Source organism: Polymorphobacter multimanifer (genome assembly GCF_014205635.1).
Classification (GTDB): Bacteria; Pseudomonadota; Alphaproteobacteria; order Sphingomonadales; family Sphingomonadaceae; genus Sandarakinorhabdus; species Sandarakinorhabdus multimanifer.
Genome location: NZ_JACIIV010000026.1, coordinates 10,447 through 25,126 on the forward strand (window position 1 = coordinate 10,447; position 14,680 = coordinate 25,126).

Below are 14,680 nucleotides of genomic sequence, written 5' to 3' on the forward strand. Positions count from 1 at the left end.
CTACAGGTCGACCGTGAGATAGCCACCGATGCGCCGACCGGCGATCATGTCGAAGGCGCCGGCGCCGCGTAGTTCAAAGCCTTGCAGGTCGGTGAGATTTTCCACCTGCAGGCGCAACGTGGCGGCCTGGCCGGCCAGCTCGAACCGATACCGCGCACCCAGATCGATCAGCGTGCGCCGCGGAATCACCGTGCCATTGCTCACCGTGGCGGTTTCGGTGCTGCGGTGCGAGGCACTGACATCGAACGACAGTCCGTCCAGCAACGCCGGCCGCCAATCGGCATTCAGTTCCAGTCTCCGGCTGATCGCGCCGACGGGGCGCGGGCCCACCCGGCCGAGCGCAACGCCTTCGCCGGTCACGCGCGGGCGCAGCAGTACGGCTCCGGCGACGATGCTCAGCCGCTTCGTCACCGGGCCAGCGATCGACGCCTCGATGCCTTGGTTGATCACATTGCCGAGCGCATCGAAACGCCCATTGGCGCCCAGATTGAAATAGGGTTTGCGCACATCGAATACGCCGGCGACCAGTTTGACATCATCGGTGATGGCAAGGCGCAGGCCGGCGTCGCGTTGGCTGGTCCGGATCGCCGGTAGCGCCTCGTTGCGGTTGGCGGCATTGCCAGGTGCGATGCCGCTTTCCTCCAAGCCGGTCACATAGCCGGCATAGGCGACCAGGCGCGGGTTGATCTCGGCCGCCAGCGCGGCGTTGAACAGCAAGGGCGAGGCATCGGTGGCCACCGGCAGTTCGTCGGGCAAGCCGATGCGTTTGCGATACTGCGTCTTCTGCACACCAAGGCTGAGTTCCCCCACGCCCGGCCAACGCCCTTCATAGGCGAGGCCTGCCGTCCACTGCCGCACCCGGTCCCGCTGCTGCGTCGCGAAACTGAAGGCCGGCGCCGGCGCGGTGGTGCGCGCAAAGATGCTGGTCTGGCCCAGATCGACGACGTCCGATCCGCCAAAGCGCCGATCGCCGGCTCGCGCCCGCACATTCGCGTGGATGCGGTGGGCGCGCGGGCCATCGGGGATGGTGCGGGTCAGCCGCAGCTCGCCGCTCGTGCTGGCGAACTTCACCGGCGGATCGGCGATGATCAGCTGGCTGCCGATGCCGTCGGGCGTTACCCCGGTGATCAGATTGGCAAAACCGCGCGCATCGTCGAACAGGGATCTGAACAGGCCGCCCTGCAGCTCCCACCCGGTGGCGACCTGCCACTTCACCAGCGCGCCGGTATTGAACGCCACACCGCGATAGCGTGCCCAATCCGGACCGGTGAAAAAGCGGCGTGGCAGGCGCGGCGGCAGCGTCTCCCCCGCCGGCAGAAAGATCGGCCCGGTCTGGTCGAAGCCTTCGGAACGGGCGACGAACGGCACGATCTCCAGGGCAGCGCTGGGGGCAAAGCGTGCCGCGGCCGACAACTGCCAGAACCCGGCACGCGTGGCGTTGTAGAAGCGGTCGTCGAACACCGCGCCGCCCAGCCCCAGGCTGAGTTTTTCGGCCACCGGCAGATTGGCGTCTGCCTCGAACGCAAGATTGCCCCACTGATTGGCCGCAGCGAGCAGGCTGAACGCCGTCTTGTCACCGGGCGTCCTAAAGGCATAATCCACAATCCCGGTCGGCGCCGGAAACGGACTGCCTAGCGCCGACAGGCCAACTCGGATGTTGGTCGTACGCCGCAGCCGCGGGTTGAGGCCCCAAACCTGATCGAAATACAGGCCGTCAATGCGCACATTCCCCGCCGCCGTAGGCGAGAAGCCGCGCACATTGTCGCTGTTGTACAGTCCGATCGTCTCGCGGCCGATGCTGGTGCCAAAGGCATCGACGGCGCTGCGCACGGCGTTCTCCGCCGCCCGTTCGCCCGTGGCCGCTGTCGTGTCGACCGGCGGCACCTCCTGGGCGGCAGCCGGTGCAGCGATGGCGGCGGCCACCAGCATGTGCGCCCGCATCAATAGCTCACTCGTGCCGTCAGGCCGAAGGTGCGCGGCCGCAGCACCACCTCTTCGCGCTGGGTGCGCGTGTCGAAGCCGGTCGGGCGAAACCCATTGGTGGCAAACAGCGCCAGTTGCTGCAGCGCCACATCTTCATTGGTGAGGTTGCGCACGAACAGCGACAGGTCGATCTTCCCCGTCCGCAGGCCGATCTGCGCATCCACCTGCGTCTGCGTCGGCAGATCGACCCCGAAATCCGGGTTGCCGCGCGGCCCGTAAAGCGGATCGATGCGGTTGCCGACATGGCGGACATCCGCCGCCGCATAGGGTTTGAACTGGCCGATCAGCGGCTGCGGCGCGCTGTAATCCAATCGGAAATTGAAGGTCCATTCGGGGATATAGCCCAGCCGCTCGCCGCGGGTGATGCCCGCTTCCGGCGCATCGGCGGTGAACTTGCCATGGGTATAACCGATCACGGCACTGGCATTGAGGTCGGGCAGCAGCGCCAGCGCGGCCTCGATCTCGACACCCTGGATGCGGGCGGTGCCGGCATTGCCGGTATAGGAAACCACCGAATTGTCGGCGCAGGTGAAGGACACACCGGTCTGGATATCCTGCCAGTCCACCCGAAACGCCGCAGCATTGATGGCGAGGCGATTGTCCCTGGTGCGCGCCTTCACGCCCACTTCATACGACCAGGCACTGTCGGCATCGAACTGGTCGGGCTGGGCCGGGAAGCGGCTGCGATCCGGGCACTGGCCGCGCAGGTTCTCGGGCGGGTTGCCGCCACCGGTGCGAAAGCCTTCGGCAGCAGACACATAGGCCGTGACGCCATCCGAACCTCGCCAGCTGGCGACAAGGCGCGGGGTGAGTCGCGTTTCGCTGGCTGTCAGGCGGGAGGGATTGGCGCGATCGCCGGGATCATCGAAGGCCGGGAAGGATGCGCCGCGTAGCAGCATCTGGGTGTAGTGCGTAACGCGCAGACCGCCGGCCACGGCAAAGCCGCCGCCCAGACGCAGCTCGGCATTGGCAAATGCGGCATATTCATCTTCGGCAAAATCATCGCGGCCATCATAGCTGATCGCATCCGCCACTCCGAATTGGTCGAACAGCGCCTGCGGGGAGCCTTCGAAACTGTAAAGGATGGTGTCGGTCTGCCGCAGGCGATTGTAGAACAAGCCGCCGACGAGTTGCAGCGACTGGCTGCCGGTGGTCACCAGCCGCACTTCCTGGCTGAACTGGCGCACCCGGGTGCCAAACTCCCCCCACGACGGATCGACCGAGGCGGCATAGGTGTCATCGAACCCGAAGCCGACCACCCAGCTGCCGTTCGACGCAATGCTGTCGTCACGGCCACCCGCGCGCCGATCCTGCCAGTTGGTGGCGCTGACCAGCTGCAGCCCGCCAAGCGCATCGATATCGGCCGTCATCTTCAGGCTGGCGACGACAAGCTCGTCATTGACGAATTCATAGGGCCGGCCATCGGCTTCAAAAGTCGGATTGAAGGCAAAGACGGTCGCGCGATTTCGATTGCCAAAGGCGTTGAGCGCGAAATCCCCGGCACCGCCCGCACGATTGCGCAGATAGGTGAGCGACGGGACGATCTCCACGCCTTCGGCCGGCAACAACGACAATGCGGCGCGCAGCGTCAGGCGGTTCTGGCTGTTGTAATCGCGGATGCGCGGGGCGGTGGCAGCTTCGGTGACGAAATCCTGGGTGCGGATCAGGATCGCATCGATGAAGCCCTGATTCTCGACATAGTCACCGCTAATCCGCAGCGCCGCCGTGTCGGTGGCCAGCGGCAGATTGACGGCGCCGCGCAGCGCGAAGTTCGGGCTGCCGGCGTCCTGCGTGCTGGACAGCTCGGCTTCGCCCTTGGCGGAAAATGTCGATCGATCAGGCGCCGTCGGCACCGCACGGATGGCGCCGCCGATGGCACTGGCGCCATAAAGCGTGCCCTGCGGCCCGCGCAGCACTTCGATGCGCGCCATGTCGTAGAGGTTGATATCCGGGCTGGCGAAGAAGAAATTGGTGCGGGTGGTGAGCGGCGCTTCATCCAGATAGATGGCCGTCGCCGCTCCCTGCCGCCAGCCGAACTGTCCGCCCGCGTTCACCCCGCGGATGACATAGCGCGCAAAGCCAGGCTGGCTGGTTTCGATCGACAGGCCGGCCACGCGGCCGAGCAGGGCATTGGCATCCTGCGCGCCAAAGCGGGCGAGCGCTTCGCTGTCGAAGGCCGCAACACTGGCGGTGACCAGACCAAGCCGCTGCTCGGTCTTGCTGGCCGTGACGATGATCTCTTCGGCCAAGGTCGGCTGCGCCTCTTGCGCTACAGCCGCCGGCGCAACGGCGGCGGCGCAGAGCAACAAGCCCGCGCGCAGGATGGCTGTCATCGGCAATGCTCCCCGTGAGAAAAGGTTTCAATCGAGTCTGATGGCGCGGTAGCGCCGAACGGCAGCCAAGGTTGCGGCGACCGCCACGGCCAGCAGCCAGGCCAGCGCCGGCCATGGCGGCGCGCTGGCCTGCGACGGGGTGAACTCGGGCAGCGCGGCGAGCCGGTCTGCCGTCAGTTGGCCATCGCCCGCGATCACTTCGCCCAGCTTCGCCTTCACGTCGGCCAGATGGCCTGCCGCCGCAGCCCGCCAGGCCTGCGATGCTGCCAGACCGGTGCCGCTGGCGGCAGCCATGGCATCGCTGGCGATCAGCGGCGGCGACAGGAACGCCAGGCGGCTGGCCAGCGCCTGCTGTGCGGCCAGTACCTCGGCAAAGCGCGCGCTGACCGGCGCAACGGCGGCCTCCACCTTGCTGTTGATGCCGATACTGCGCGCCACCGAGGCGCGGCGCGACTCCACTTCACCCGATGCCAGATCGGGATGATCGGTTTCCCAGCTGGTGCTGGCATTGATCTCGGCGCTGCGCGCCGCGGCGATCTCCGCAAAGCGCGATGGCGCCGGGTGGATGAGTTGGGCATTGGCGGCAATCAGCGCCGGCATCACCAGCGTGAGCAAAGCCCACAGCCCGACCAGGCCCAGCGCGGCGGTTTCCGCCGTGATCTTCTGGCTGTTGACCAGCAGCACTGCCGCCCACCAGGTCGCGAGACTGGCCATTGCAATCAGTGCCCACTGCAGCGCAGCCGCAGGGCGGCCGGGAATATCCGGCCCAGTCAGCAGCAGGAATAGCAGCGCGAACAAAACAGGCAGGATCACCAGCGACAACCGCGGCAGCGATCGCGCTACCAGCAGCGCACCGACACTGCCGGCCTGTGCCAGCACCAGCCGCGCGGCACCGCTGTCCCGATCGGCCGTGAACAGCCCTGCGCCCAGCGCGATCAGCAGCAGCGGCGCGATCACCACCACCACGAAGCCCAGATCGAGCTGGCCCCGCGCCAGCCGCTCCGGATTTTCCAGGCTGGTGCGGTGGAACATCGTGTCGGCCCGCGCGCGCAGGCCGGCGGTGGCGGTGCTGGGTTCGAGCGCCGCGCGGCCGGCACTTGCATCCATCAGCGGCGGCAGCGGCGCAATGATCGGCGTGCGCACCCGCATCGGCAGCAGCACAGCCTCTTCCGGCGGCACGCCCTTGGCCAGTTGGCCCTGCAATTTGGCACTGGCTTCGGCAACTTCGGCCGTGGCGGCGGCACGCGCGGCGATCTGGTCTTCCAGCAGCGCCCGGCCGTTGGACACCGCCAGCGCCAGCACCGCAATCAGCAGCGTCAGTACAAGCAGCGCCAGCCGGCTGCGCAGCAACAGCCGGGTTTCGATGGCGATCAGGCCCATCATACGCCTTGCCGCACCAGCCGGCGGCTGGCCAGCACCAGCAGCACCACGGCCAGGCCAGCCCACGCGGCCAGCGCCAGCAGATCCGGCACGATTCTGTCGATCACCGGCGCCAGCGGCATCGGCCGATAACGGAAATCGGGAATGGACTTCCACAGCGCCGGACTGGCCTTGTAATCAAAGCCTTCGGCGCCGGCATGTTCGACGAAGTCGAGGTTCAGCAACCGGATCACCCGCCGCCGATGCGCCTCGGCCTGGGCCTGGAAATCCAGCTGGTGAGCGGTATCGGTGCCAGCCAATGCCATCGAGACATTCTGCAGCGGCACCAGTGGCGACAGCAGCGCCGTCCAGCGCATCGCAATATGCTGCTGCGCATATGTCGCCTCCAGCCCGGCCCAGGCGCGATCGAACACCGCGTCGCCATGATCTTCAGACGCATTCAGCCGCAAGCCGTCGATGTTGACTGGCAGGTCTTCCAAACGCGAGACCTTGTAGCGCGCCATCACGTCCGCTTCGAACGCCTTGGCACCGTCGCCCTCGAAGGGGTCGGGCGATGCCTTCAGCTCTGCCTGTATGGCCGTCGCGAATGATCCCGGATCAGGCACCGGCGCCAGCGTACCGGCAAGCCCGGCCCCCGCTCGCGGCACCACCAGCGCCGCCAGCAGCCATAGGCCGATCAGCAGCAATTGCGCCTGCCCCGCCGTACGCAGCAGCGCCGAAACCGCGATGGTGATGGCGGCCAGCAGCGCAAACCACAGTGCATACACGCCCACCCACAGCAGCAGTGCGGCCGGCTGCACCGCGCCGGCCAGCAAGGAGGCCAGCACCGCCGCACCCAGCAAGGGCAGCGCCAGCAACGCCGCGATGCGGCCCAGCCCGCCCAGTTTGGCCGGTACGAGCCCACCCGCGCTGGCCCCGCTAGCCAGCATCAGCCGCAGCGTGCCGCGTTCACGTTCGCGTGCAACAAGGCCGGCACCGATCACGAAGATCAGCAGCGGCATGATCGTCTGCATCACCCAGGCGGCGCTGAAGCTGCCCAGATCCAACCCAGTGGCCAGATCCTCCACCGGCCGCGCCTGTGCAGGGTTGCGGTTGTGTGCCTCCATCCACACAGCCGACCCGGCATGCGGCGTCACGCCGGGATCGAGCAGCGCCATCGGCGCCAGCGGTCGCAGCGCCCAGAAGGAAAAATGCGCCGCGCTGTGCGGATTGCGTTCGCCCTGTCCCTCCCAGGTCGCGCGATCGGCTGCGATGGTCGCCAGCCGGTCGGCTTCGTGCGCAGATACCCGCGCCCAGGAGGTCAGCACCGCCGCCAGCGCCAGCAGCGTCACCAGCACGGCCATCAGCACCAGCCGGGGATCCCGGCGAAACTCCAGCCAGTCCTTGCCGGCCAGAGAGACGTACAGGCTTGCCGTCATCATGCCGCGCGCTCCGCCATGTGGGTGAGATACAGGCTCTCCAGTTCCGGGCCGGACAGCGCGCCGGGATCGACCGTGTCGACCAGCCGGCCATGGCGCATGATGCCGATGCGCGTCGCTACATCCTTGGCGCGGAAGATGTCGTGGGTGGACACCAGCAGCGCGGTGCCCCCGGCCGCCGTTTCGCGCAGCACCGCCACCAGATCATTGGCCGCCGCCGGATCGAGGCCGGACAGCGGCTCATCGAGCAAAATCGCCTTCGCGCCCTTCATCAGCGCGATGGCCAGCCCCAGTTTCTGGCGCATGCCCTTGGAATAATCGCCCGCCGGCCGCGCGATGGCGCTGGCCGGAAAGCGCAGCCGATCGAGGATTGCATCGCGCTGCGTCGCCCGCGGTGCCTGTCCGGCCAGTTGCGCAAAGAAAGCCAGATTTTCGGCCCCTGAAAGTGATGGGTAGAGGCTGACGACTTCGGCGACATAGCCCAGCGCCGCGCGTGCCGCCGCCGGATCGGCCGCCACATCGTGGCCCGACACCAGTGCTTGGCCCGATGTGGGCGCGGTGAAGCCGAGGAACAGATTGAGCGTCGTCGTCTTGCCTGCGCCATTGGCCCCAAGCAGACAGAGCGTCTCGCCCGCCGCGACTGCGATATTGAGGCGATCGAGCGCCAGATGATCACCATAGAGTTTGGTCAGGTCACGCGCTTCAAGGACAGTCATGACAGACACTCCGGCTCGGCGGGGTTGATGACGAGCACCAGCCGGCGCTGGCCGGTGCCGGCAATCGGCGGCGAGCGGTGGATGATCGGCGTGGCGCTCCAGCGCCTGCCCTTGAACAGAGCGACCTCGCCGGGCTGCAACTGTTCAGGCACCACTTGATCGGGCGACACCCCGGCGGCCAGCGCGGCGGCGTCGCCATCGCACAGCCACTGGCTGCCCGGCCCGGCATAGCTGGTGATCAGCCGCGCCGTGACTTGATCGGCATGATATTTGCGGCAGGCATCGCCGGTGATGACCTCCAGCCGCAACGAAACGGCGGCGCAGGCCATCACATCGGCAAGACACCCGGCGAGCAGGGCCATGTCCATGGCGATACGGGGTGCAGGCGGCCATCCCGCCGCAACCATTGCGCCGGGCAGCGCCGCCGCCACGTCGGCCACCGCCAGTTCCAGCCGCAGCGGTTCACACTGGAAACGCAGCAGCCGGGCTGCGTCGGCCGCCAGCGCGTCATCCAGCATGCGCTGCCAGACGGCCAGGTTGATGGCCGGATCATGAATGTCGGCCAGCACGTCCACCGCGACAGCCATGGCAACATGATCGCGTGCGGTAGGATATGACTGGGACGATTTGATGGTCGCCCTGCCATTGCGAAACGCCAACGGCGGAATATCAGCAGTGCGATACAAACTCCCGGCCCCCTAAGAATCATATGTTATCTTGTAACATTTGCCACACAGCACTAGGGGACGCAAGGCACCTGGTTTTGCAGGTTATGCGGCAAATGGCAGGGACCAACAGGAATGGCAGCGTCGTAGGCAGCTTCCAACCGATTGAACGACTGAAATTAGGGCGCGAAACTGCCATGATGGGTCCCTTGCGGACGACACGCAGCAGATGCCGAGCCGGAGAAAATTAAGTGCTAGCGCCTTCGGGCAGCTGGCTTCCGGATCGCTCGGAAGGCCGCAAGTGCTCCGCTGAGGCAAATGATGACTGCACCGGCTGCCAGCCATAGCCTTGCCGACCATAGCCTGGCCAAAATGGCGAAAGGGCTGATACCATTGTCCGGCAGGTCCGCGGTGCTCACCCGCTGGCGGACCCAGGCCGAAGCCAGGCGCGTCGCCAGTCCGTCGCCACCTGTCGACAATGCGATGATGGCATCGCCGGAAGCCGGGTCGAGGCGGATGGCCGTGTTGACCGCGGGAGTGTTGCCGCCATCATGCCCGAAAATGTAACCGCCGCCTCTGGCCGGTGCATAGAGCCGCACGCCCAAGCCCCAGAATGGACGGTCATCTACTCGGGCCTGGGGAGCTTGGAGCGTCGCAACAGAGCTTGGCGACAATACGCCCCGTCCGACCACGGCTCCATCGGGACCCGACCTGTGGGCGCTTACGAAAAGCGTCAAGTCAGCGACCGACGAATAGAGCGAAGCGGCACCGGCGGCGGTGTAGGCAAAATGCTGTGCAGCCGACCCGTCGGAGTCGAAGAACTCGGCAACGTTCGTGGCGCCTGGAGCCCTTGGGCGGAATGTCGAGCGCTTCATGCCAAGCGGCTTCAGCACCGCAGCATCCATATAGTCGGCGAACGGCTGACCCGAGACGTCTTCGATCAGCAACTGGAGCAGGCTGTACCCGCCACCTGAATACTGCCAAGCGCCCGGTCGAGCCCCAACTGCCACGCTGCCATTGGTAAACGGGCAAGCGTCAGCCGCTGCTGTCAGCGACGCCGGCAGCGGCTGCAAGGGCTTTCCAGGCGCAAAGCCGCAATAGCCCAGACCGTCGGTCAGGCCGGCAGTATGGCTCAACAGCCGGCGCACCGTCACCAGATCATTGTCATGCTTTGAAGGCGGAAGTCGCCAGCGCCGCAGGTAGCGCGACACCGGTGCGTCCAGTTCGATTTTGCCTGAATCCACGAGCGTCATCACGCCCCAAGCCGTGACCCACTTGCTGACCGATGCCATCTGGAACAGCGTGTCAGCGTCGACCTGTTGCCCGATCGACTTGAAGTGCCCCACTTTTACACGGCCTTGGTCGATCACAACCAGCGCCAGGTTCCCCGGGAATTCGGCAGACTGCGTCTTCGCAGCCTCGACGAGAGACGCGGCGTCGTTGCTGGCGACCGCGATAGTGTCATCATCCAACGCGGCCACGACCACGAATCCGCCGATCCAGAAAACCAGTGCCAGAAGGACGAACCCGGCAACGCGGGCAAGCCGTAACGATGTGCCGACCATCGGCAGCCCCTTCAGGATCATGCAGCAGCGGGTTGCCGAGCCAGCGTTCGATAGATTGTCGGCCGCGACATCTGCAACAGGTTGCCGAGATCGCCGATCGAGTAGTCGCCGCTGTCGTACATCCGGCGCAGCTTCTTGCTCTGCATCGGGGAAAGCTTTGGCTTCTTGCCCTTCAGCGTCCCTTTGGCCCGCGCGACCGCCATCCCTTCGCGGGTGCGCAGGCGGATCAGGTCGCTTTCGAATTCGGCAGAGGCAGCGAGAATGTCGAAGAACATCTTGCCCATCGGGTCAGTAGGAGCATGGATGATATTGTGATCATCAAGCACTTTCATTCTTTCGATACTGGTTAGCACTGGCCTGTCAGAGATCTTCTACCTTCTTCGGCTTCTGTCATTTCTGCTGGAGGCAAGTTGGGACGGAATCCGACAACTAGTTTGGTGCACCCATGCGAGCGGTCAAAAAAATATGCTCCTGCGGAGATTGGATAGCAGAGAACTGCAATTCGTTCGTTTGGATCAAGTGAGAAGCAAAAAGATGTCCTGATCTGAAGAATCGAGCGCCGCGCAGACCGTGGCCGCATCGCTTTCTGTATCTCTTTGTGTGTGCCTGTTGCAATTTGGGAGCCAAATGCCATGCTGAGCCACAAGATTTGCTTAACGACGGCCCTGAGGGCTTCGGTTGGCGTCGCAGCGCTTCTCGTCTCCTGCGTCGCGCATGCCCAGGCGCCGGCCGCCGATGAACCGGCAGCCGGGGAACTCGTCGTCACCGGCTCACGCGTGAAGCGCGACGGTTACAATTCGCCAACGCCGGTCTCGGTTGTCAGTCGCGATGAGATCTCGCGCTCGGCGACGCCGAACATCGCCGATTATGTCAACACGCTGCCCTCGCTTTCCGGTAGTTCGACGCCCGCAACCACATCGAACATGGTGGGCCAGGGCCGTCAGGGCATCAATGCCATGAACGTGCGCGGTATCGGCACGGTTCGCACATTGACGCTGCTCGATGGCCGTCGCGTCGGCGGCATGGCGAACGATGGCACGGTCGATGTCAGCGAACTGCCGCAGCAGCTCGTGTCGAGGGTCGATGTCGTGACTGGCGGCGCATCGGCATCCTATGGTTCTGACGCGCTCTCGGGCGTGGTCAACTTCGTGCTGGACACCAAGTTCACCGGGCTAAGGGGCGAAATCTTCGGTGGCCAGACCACCTATGGCGACAACCAGAACTGGAAGGTCGCCCTCACTTACGGCGCGGCGTTCGCCGGTGGCCGCGGACATTTCCTGCTCAGCGGCGAAGCCAGCCACGAAGACGGCATCTACCGGCCCGGCAACCGTGATTGGACCGAAGCCAACTGGGGATACATCAACAACCCGGCCTATACCGCGACCAACGGCCAGCCGCGCGTACTGCGCAAGCAGGACATTGCGCTCAGCACGGCAACCTTCGGCGGCGCCATCGCCTGCACTGCCACCTCGACATGCGCGTCGCTGCGCGGCATCGCCTTCGGCCCCGGCGGCACGCCCTACAACCTGGTCCTCGGCCCTATCGTCTCGGATCCGATCATGTCGGGCGGCACCCAGGCCGACAATTCGCCGCGCAACAATCAAGACAACAGCATGGTGCCCCGGCAGAACCGCCGCAACCTTTTCGCTCGGGTCAGCTATGACGTCGCCGACGACTGGAACATCTATGCCGAGGGCATGGTGGCCCACCTCGATACCGATGCCCGGTACTTCTCGGGTACCTTCGGCAACACGCTGGCGGTCCGCGTCGACAACCCGTATATGCCAGCCGAAATCGCAGCACGGATGCGGGCGCTGAACCTGACGTCGGTGCCGTTCGGCACCTTGAAAGGCGACAATCCGGTATCGGGCGCCAACTCCGAGCGCGGCTATACGCGTGTCGTCGCGGGGGTCGATGGCAAGTTCGATGCGCTGGACACCGAATGGACCATCGGCGCCTATTACCAATTTGCCCGCACCGCCCTGCGCAATACCGCCACCAACGCCACGCGGCTGCCCAACTGGAACCGCGCCATCGATGCCGTTCGCGCACCCAATGGCTCGATCATCTGCCGCTCCACCTTGACCAATCCGACCGATGGCTGCATCCCCTACAATCTGTTTGGCACCGGCGTGAACAACCAGGCCGCCATCGACTATGTGACCGGCAATCCCACGCAGGACAGCGTTTTCAAGCAGAATGTCGTCAGCATCAACATTGCCGGCGAGCCGTTCGAAATCTGGGCAGGCCCGGTCTCCCTCGCCTTCGGCGTCGAACACCGGACCCAGAGCGCCGACGGCGTGGCCGATCCGATCACGCAGGTAAGCGTGGCCAACTGGGACACCACGGGCGGCTTGCCGACGATCGGAAGCTACAAGGTTTCGGACGCCTATGTCGAAACCGTGATCCCGTTGGCGAGGGACCAGGCCTGGGCCAAGCAGCTGACGATTAACGCGGCGTCGCGGGTAGTGAAGTACGAGAGCGGCACCTTCGTGACCTGGAAGCTGGGCGCCGAGTACATGCCGATAGAAAGCCTGCGTATTCGCGGCATTGCGTCTCGCGACGTGCGCGAAGCAAATCTCTCCGATCGGTTTGCCGGCGTGTTCCAGACGTCCGGTTCGTTTCTGGATCCCAACAACAACGGCGCCGCCACGACGGCGCGCGGCCTCACCACCGGCAACCCGAACCTCGATCCGGAAATCGGTAGGACATACAGTGCCGGCATCGTCTTCCAGCCAACCTTCCTGTCAGGCTTCAACGCGTCGGTCGACTATTACAAGGTCAGCATCACCGGTGCGATCGGCAGCCTCAACATTCAGCAGGTCGTCAACCTGTGCTTCGCCGGCAATCAGGATGCTTGCGCCCTGATCACAGCGACTCCGGCCGGCCCGCAACAGTTCGAGGTGCGCACCGCGCCGCTGAACCTAGCGTCGGAAAGCACAAGAGGCCTGGATTTCGAGGCGAGCTACCGTTTCAGGTTCGAGGATCTTATGCCTGGGACGAGCGGCACATTCACGATCCGCGGCCTGGCCACGAACTACATCAGCTACACGGTGAATCCGGGGCTGCCGGGGTCGATCGTCACCGAGCGGGCCGGTGCTGCGGGGCTGCCGTCGTGGCGATATCAGCTCTCGGTCAATTACCAGAACGAGCGCCTGGCGCTGAGCGGCACGATGCGCGGCGTCAGTGGCGGCGTTCAAAACAACAACTGGATCGAGTGCCAGTCCGGTTGTCCGACGTCGACCGGCGACAACCCAACCTACGACGACATTTCGATTGCCGCGGCGACCTATTTCGATCTCTCGGCGACCTACAGCCTTGGCGACAACAACCAGTTCCAGTTTTTCTTCAACGTTCGCAATATCTTCAACAAGGATCCGGCCGTCGTGCCGGCTGGCCCGACCGGCCACCCATCCTGGTGGAACCAGCCGATCGAAAGGTCGCAATATGATATCCTCGGCCGTGTCTTCGGCGCAGGAATCCGTTTCCGGATCTAGATGCAGGCAGCATGTCGGAGCCGCTCGCAGGGTAGAGACAGCATGACGATGCCGGTTGAAAGGGACAGGACAATGAGAAAAGCGACAATGACGTTCGGCCTGCTTTCTGTGAGTGTCATGCTCGCAAGCTGCGCCACACCCGGGCGCGTCGGGTCGGGGCCGGCGGCAGCCGGATCGGCGTTTCGGGACTGTCCCAATTGTCCCGAGATGGTCGTGGTACCGGCCGGGCGCTTTATCATGGGCACGGCTGAAACCGATCCGATCCGCGACAAGGATGAGGGTCCGCAGCGTGAAGTAACCTTCGCCAACGCCTTTGCTGTCGGCAAGTTCGAACTGACGCGTGGCGAGTTTCGGCAGTTCGTGAAGGAGACCGGCCATGCGCCGCTGAATAACTGCACGGTGTTTACCGGCGCCAAGACCGAACGCGTCGCATCCAAGGGCTGGGAAGACACCAACTTCCCGCAAACCGACGCTCATCCGGTGTCCTGTGTCAGCTGGCTCGACGCCAAGGCCTATGTCGCATGGCTCGCGACCAAGACCGGCAAGCCGTACCGACTGCTGAGCGAAGCCGAATTCGAATATGTAGCAAAGGCAGGAGCAAAGACGCGCTATTTCTTCGGAGACGATCCAAACGAGGGCTGCGCCTATGGCAATGTCGCCGACGCGACCGCAAAGGAAGCCGGCGGCCTTGCCACCTGGGCTTATGTCACCTGCCGGGATGGTTACGGCATCAGCACGGCCCCCGTCGGCTCGTTCAAGCCAAACGCCTTCGGGGTCTACGACACTTACGGTAGCCATTGGGAATGGGTGGAGGACTGCCGCAACGACTCCTATCGTGATGCCCCCGTCGACGGCTCGGCGTGGGTCACCGGCGACTGCACGCTTCGCTCCGATCGCGGCGGCGCATTCTACAGCAACCAGCGCACCAATCGTCCAAGCGAGCGAGCGTTTTTCCCGCACGCCCTCAACAGCGTGAACGTCGGCTTCAGGATCGCCCGCGCGCTCTGAGCTTGCGGGGAACTGTGAGAAAACGGGCCTCGCAGCTTGGAGGGCAGGAAGCAGGCAGCCACGCCGAATAGCCCGAAATGACCTATCAGGTTACTATGTGAGCTCACAGGCACCG

Annotated in this window: 10 protein-coding genes; 2 read left to right on the top strand and 8 right to left on the bottom strand. The window is 64.9% G+C overall.

Annotated elements, in window-relative coordinates:
- The 8 genes from FHS79_RS15115 to FHS79_RS15150 all read right to left on the bottom strand — a co-directional run bounded on the left by FHS79_RS15115 (position 1) and on the right by FHS79_RS15150 (position 10,392).
- A complete protein-coding gene (locus FHS79_RS15115) occupies positions 1-1,941 on the bottom strand; it encodes a porin family protein (RefSeq protein ID WP_243452934.1) in 1,941 nt (646 codons plus the stop codon).
- Positions 1,941-4,316 carry a TonB-dependent receptor gene (locus tag FHS79_RS15120; protein ID WP_184202001.1) on the bottom strand — a complete coding sequence of 792 codons (2,376 nt, stop codon included), beginning with the start codon at positions 4,314-4,316 and terminating at the stop codon, positions 1,941-1,943. Before FHS79_RS15120 ends, FHS79_RS15115 begins: the two co-directional genes overlap by 1 nt.
- A 27-nt stretch (positions 4,317-4,343) precedes the next feature.
- Positions 4,344-5,696, bottom strand: a complete 1,353-nt coding sequence (locus FHS79_RS15125) for a DUF3526 domain-containing protein (RefSeq protein ID WP_184202004.1) — start codon at positions 5,694-5,696, stop codon at positions 4,344-4,346.
- Complete coding sequence (locus tag FHS79_RS15130) at positions 5,696-7,117, bottom strand: DUF3526 domain-containing protein (RefSeq protein ID WP_184202007.1); 1,422 nt, start codon at positions 7,115-7,117, stop codon at positions 5,696-5,698. The genes FHS79_RS15125 and FHS79_RS15130 overlap by 1 nt, the downstream gene beginning before the upstream one ends.
- Positions 7,114-7,830: an ABC transporter ATP-binding protein gene (locus FHS79_RS15135; RefSeq protein WP_184202010.1), complete on the bottom strand. Its 717-nt coding sequence runs from the start codon at positions 7,828-7,830 to the stop codon at positions 7,114-7,116. Before FHS79_RS15135 ends, FHS79_RS15130 begins: the two co-directional genes overlap by 4 nt.
- Entirely contained in the window at positions 7,827-8,417 is a 591-nt protein-coding gene (locus FHS79_RS15140) for a DUF1826 domain-containing protein (RefSeq protein ID WP_184202013.1), read from the bottom strand. Before FHS79_RS15140 ends, FHS79_RS15135 begins: the two co-directional genes overlap by 4 nt.
- A gap of 332 nt (positions 8,418-8,749) precedes the next feature.
- Positions 8,750-10,081, bottom strand: a complete 1,332-nt coding sequence (locus FHS79_RS15145; protein WP_207792380.1) for a serine hydrolase domain-containing protein — start codon at positions 10,079-10,081, stop codon at positions 8,750-8,752.
- On the bottom strand, positions 10,078-10,392 hold the full coding sequence (locus FHS79_RS15150; protein WP_184202016.1) for a recombinase family protein: 315 nt from the start codon (positions 10,390-10,392) through the stop codon (positions 10,078-10,080). Before FHS79_RS15150 ends, FHS79_RS15145 begins: the two co-directional genes overlap by 4 nt.
- A gap of 300 nt (positions 10,393-10,692) precedes the next feature.
- Here FHS79_RS15150 and FHS79_RS15155 point away from each other — a divergent pair, with 300 nt between their 5' ends.
- Together FHS79_RS15155 and FHS79_RS15160 are read left to right on the top strand one after the other, a co-directional pair.
- A complete protein-coding gene (locus tag FHS79_RS15155) occupies positions 10,693-13,557 on the top strand; it encodes a TonB-dependent receptor plug domain-containing protein (RefSeq protein WP_184202019.1) in 2,865 nt (954 codons plus the stop codon).
- 87 nt (positions 13,558-13,644) lie between these two features.
- Positions 13,645-14,565 (top strand): formylglycine-generating enzyme family protein, encoded by a 921-nt coding sequence (locus tag FHS79_RS15160; RefSeq protein WP_184202022.1) that lies wholly within the window; start codon positions 13,645-13,647, stop codon positions 14,563-14,565.
- Positions 14,566-14,680 lie beyond the last annotated feature (115 nt).

Excerpts from the sequence above, each read along its gene's own strand:
- FHS79_RS15160 (WP_184202022.1), top strand. The coding sequence starts at position 13,645 with ATGACGTTCGGCCTGCTTTCTGTGAGTGTCATGCTCGCAAGCTGCGCC.
- FHS79_RS15140 (WP_184202013.1), bottom strand. The coding sequence starts at position 8,417 with ATGGCTGTCGCGGTGGACGTGCTGGCCGACATTCATGATCCGGCCATC.
- FHS79_RS15135 (WP_184202010.1), bottom strand. The coding sequence starts at position 7,830 with ATGACTGTCCTTGAAGCGCGTGACCTGACCAAACTCTATGGTGATCAT.
- FHS79_RS15145 (WP_207792380.1), bottom strand. The coding sequence starts at position 10,081 with ATGATCCTGAAGGGGCTGCCGATGGTCGGCACATCGTTACGGCTTGCC.
- FHS79_RS15155 (WP_184202019.1), top strand. The coding sequence starts at position 10,693 with ATGCTGAGCCACAAGATTTGCTTAACGACGGCCCTGAGGGCTTCGGTT.
- FHS79_RS15115 (WP_243452934.1), bottom strand. The coding sequence starts at position 1,941 with ATGCGGGCGCACATGCTGGTGGCCGCCGCCATCGCTGCACCGGCTGCC.
- FHS79_RS15130 (WP_184202007.1), bottom strand. The coding sequence starts at position 7,117 with ATGATGACGGCAAGCCTGTACGTCTCTCTGGCCGGCAAGGACTGGCTG.
- FHS79_RS15125 (WP_184202004.1), bottom strand. The coding sequence starts at position 5,696 with ATGGGCCTGATCGCCATCGAAACCCGGCTGTTGCTGCGCAGCCGGCTG.
- FHS79_RS15120 (WP_184202001.1), bottom strand. The coding sequence starts at position 4,316 with ATGACAGCCATCCTGCGCGCGGGCTTGTTGCTCTGCGCCGCCGCCGTT.
- FHS79_RS15150 (WP_184202016.1), bottom strand. The coding sequence starts at position 10,392 with ATGAAAGTGCTTGATGATCACAATATCATCCATGCTCCTACTGACCCG.